Origin of the sequence: Pseudomonas sp. 91RF (assembly GCF_003576265.1) — a bacterium.
Lineage (GTDB): Bacteria > Pseudomonadota > Gammaproteobacteria > Pseudomonadales > Pseudomonadaceae > Aquipseudomonas > Aquipseudomonas kribbensis.
This window is the reverse complement of the sequence record NZ_QWFC01000059.1, coordinates 1-3,341: the sequence shown is the minus strand read 5'-3', so window position 1 is coordinate 3,341 and position 3,341 is coordinate 1. Positions and strand designations below refer to the sequence as shown.

2 tRNA genes and 1 rRNA gene are annotated in these 3,341 nt (G+C 51.3%); all 3 read left to right on the top strand.

Going from position 1 to position 3,341, the window contains the following annotated elements:
• Positions 1-7: 7 nt before the first annotated feature.
• The 3 genes from DXT77_RS29675 to DXT77_RS29665 all read left to right on the top strand — a co-directional run bounded on the left by DXT77_RS29675 (position 8) and on the right by DXT77_RS29665 (position 3,325).
• A tRNA-Ile gene (locus tag DXT77_RS29675) sits at positions 8-84 on the top strand.
• A gap of 30 nt (positions 85-114) precedes the next feature.
• Positions 115-190, top strand: a tRNA-Ala gene (locus DXT77_RS29670).
• A gap of 244 nt (positions 191-434) precedes the next feature.
• A 23S ribosomal RNA gene (locus DXT77_RS29665) occupies positions 435-3,325 on the top strand.
• Positions 3,326-3,341: the final 16 nt, after the last annotated feature.

Below are 3,341 nucleotides of genomic sequence, written 5' to 3'. Positions count from 1 at the left end.
CGAAATTGGGTCTGTAGCTCAGTTGGTTAGAGCGCACCCCTGATAAGGGTGAGGTCGGCAGTTCGAATCTGCCCAGACCCACCAATTTTGTGTGGGAAACGCCTGTAGAAATACGGGGCCATAGCTCAGCTGGGAGAGCGCCTGCCTTGCACGCAGGAGGTCAGCGGTTCGATCCCGCTTGGCTCCACCACTACTGCTTCTGAAGTAAGAGCTTAGAAATGAGCATTCCATTGTGTTGATGGTGAATGTTGATTTCTAGTCTTTGACTAGTTCGTTCTTTAAAAATTTGGGTATGTGATAGAAAGATAGACTGAGATCCACTTTCACTGGTGGTGATCAGGCTAAGGTAAAATTTGTGAGTTCTCTTAGTTGAGAAATTCGAATTTTCGGCGAATGTCGTCTTCACAGTATAACCAGATTGCTTGGGGTTATATGGTCAAGTGAAGAAGCGCATACGGTGGATGCCTTGGCAGTCAGAGGCGATGAAAGACGTGGTAGCCTGCGAAAAGCTTCGGGGAGTCGGCAAACAGACTTTGATCCGGAGATGTCTGAATGGGGGAACCCAGCCATCACAAGATGGTTATCTTGCACTGAATACATAGGTGCAAGAGGCGAACCAGGGGAACTGAAACATCTAAGTACCCTGAGGAAAAGAAATCAACCGAGATTCCCTTAGTAGTGGCGAGCGAACGGGGACTAGCCCTTAAGTGGCTTTGAGATTAGCGGAACGCTCTGGAAAGTGCGGCCATAGTGGGTGATAGCCCTGTACGCGAAAATCTCTTGGTCATGAAATCGAGTAGGACGGAGCACGAGAAACTTTGTCTGAATATGGGGGGACCATCCTCCAAGGCTAAATACTACTGACTGACCGATAGTGAACTAGTACCGTGAGGGAAAGGCGAAAAGAACCCCGGAGAGGGGAGTGAAATAGATCCTGAAACCGTATGCGTACAAGCAGTGGGAGCAGACTTTGTTCTGTGACTGCGTACCTTTTGTATAATGGGTCAGCGACTTATTTTCAGTGGCGAGCTTAACCGAATAGGGGAGGCGTAGCGAAAGCGAGTCTTAATAGGGCGTCTAGTCGCTGGGAATAGACCCGAAACCGGGCGATCTATCCATGGGCAGGTTGAAGGTTAGGTAACACTGACTGGAGGACCGAACCGACTACCGTTGAAAAGTTAGCGGATGACCTGTGGATCGGAGTGAAAGGCTAATCAAGCTCGGAGATAGCTGGTTCTCCTCGAAAGCTATTTAGGTAGCGCCTCATGTATCACTGTAGGGGGTAGAGCACTGTTTCGGCTAGGGGGTCATCCCGACTTACCAAACCGATGCAAACTCCGAATACCTACAAGTGCCGAGCATGGGAGACACACGGCGGGTGCTAACGTCCGTCGTGAAAAGGGAAACAACCCAGACCGTCAGCTAAGGTCCCAAAGTTATGGTTAAGTGGGAAACGATGTGGGAAGGCTTAGACAGCTAGGAGGTTGGCTTAGAAGCAGCCACCCTTTAAAGAAAGCGTAATAGCTCACTAGTCGAGTCGGCCTGCGCGGAAGATGTAACGGGGCTCAAACCATACACCGAAGCTACGGGTATCACGCAAGTGATGCGGTAGAGGAGCGTTCTGTAAGCCTGTGAAGGTGAGTTGAGAAGCTTGCTGGAGGTATCAGAAGTGCGAATGCTGACATGAGTAACGACAATGGGTGTGAAAAACACCCACGCCGAAAGACCAAGGTTTCCTGCGCAACGTTAATCGACGCAGGGTTAGTCGGTCCCTAAGGCGAGGCTGAAAAGCGTAGTCGATGGAAAACAGGTTAATATTCCTGTACTTCTGGTTATTGCGATGGAGGGACGGAGAAGGCTAGGCCAGCTTGGCGTTGGTTGTCCAAGTTTAAGGTGGTAGGCTGAGATCTTAGGTAAATCCGGGATCTTAAGGCCGAGAGCTGATGACGAGTTGCCTTTAGGCGACGAAGTGGTTGATGCCATGCTTCCAAGAAAAGCTTCTAAGCTTCAGATAACCAGGAACCGTACCCCAAACCGACACAGGTGGTTGGGTAGAGAATACCAAGGCGCTTGAGAGAACTCGGGTGAAGGAACTAGGCAAAATGGCACCGTAACTTCGGGAGAAGGTGCGCCGGTGAGGGTGAAGGACTTGCTCCGTAAGCCCATGCCGGTCGAAGATACCAGGCCGCTGCGACTGTTTATTAAAAACACAGCACTCTGCAAACACGAAAGTGGACGTATAGGGTGTGACGCCTGCCCGGTGCCGGAAGGTTAATTGATGGGGTTAGCTAACGCGAAGCTCTTGATCGAAGCCCCGGTAAACGGCGGCCGTAACTATAACGGTCCTAAGGTAGCGAAATTCCTTGTCGGGTAAGTTCCGACCTGCACGAATGGCGTAACGATGGCGGCGCTGTCTCCACCCGAGACTCAGTGAAATTGAAATCGCTGTGAAGATGCAGTGTATCCGCGGCTAGACGGAAAGACCCCGTGAACCTTTACTATAGCTTTGCACTGGACTTTGAATTTGCTTGTGTAGGATAGGTGGGAGGCTTTGAAGCGTGGACGCCAGTTCGCGTGGAGCCATCCTTGAAATACCACCCTGGCAACTTTGAGGTTCTAACTCAGGTCCGTTATCCGGATCGAGGACAGTGTATGGTGGGTAGTTTGACTGGGGCGGTCTCCTCCTAAAGAGTAACGGAGGAGTACGAAGGTGCGCTCAGACCGGTCGGAAATCGGTCGTAGAGTATAAAGGCAAAAGCGCGCTTGACTGCGAGACAGACACGTCGAGCAGGTACGAAAGTAGGTCTTAGTGATCCGGTGGTTCTGTATGGAAGGGCCATCGCTCAACGGATAAAAGGTACTCCGGGGATAACAGGCTGATACCGCCCAAGAGTTCATATCGACGGCGGTGTTTGGCACCTCGATGTCGGCTCATCACATCCTGGGGCTGAAGCCGGTCCCAAGGGTATGGCTGTTCGCCATTTAAAGTGGTACGCGAGCTGGGTTTAGAACGTCGTGAGACAGTTCGGTCCCTATCTGCCGTGGACGTTTGAGATTTGAGAGGGGCTGCTCCTAGTACGAGAGGACCGGAGTGGACGAACCTCTGGTGTTCCGGTTGTCACGCCAGTGGCATTGCCGGGTAGCTATGTTCGGAAAAGATAACCGCTGAAAGCATCTAAGCGGGAAACTTGCCTCAAGATGAGATCTCACTGGAACCTTGAGTTCCCTGAAGGGCCGTCGAAGACTACGACGTTGATAGGTTGGGTGTGTAAGCGCTGTGAGGCGTTGAGCTAACCAATACTAATTGCCCGTGAGGCTTGACCATATAACACCCAAGCAAT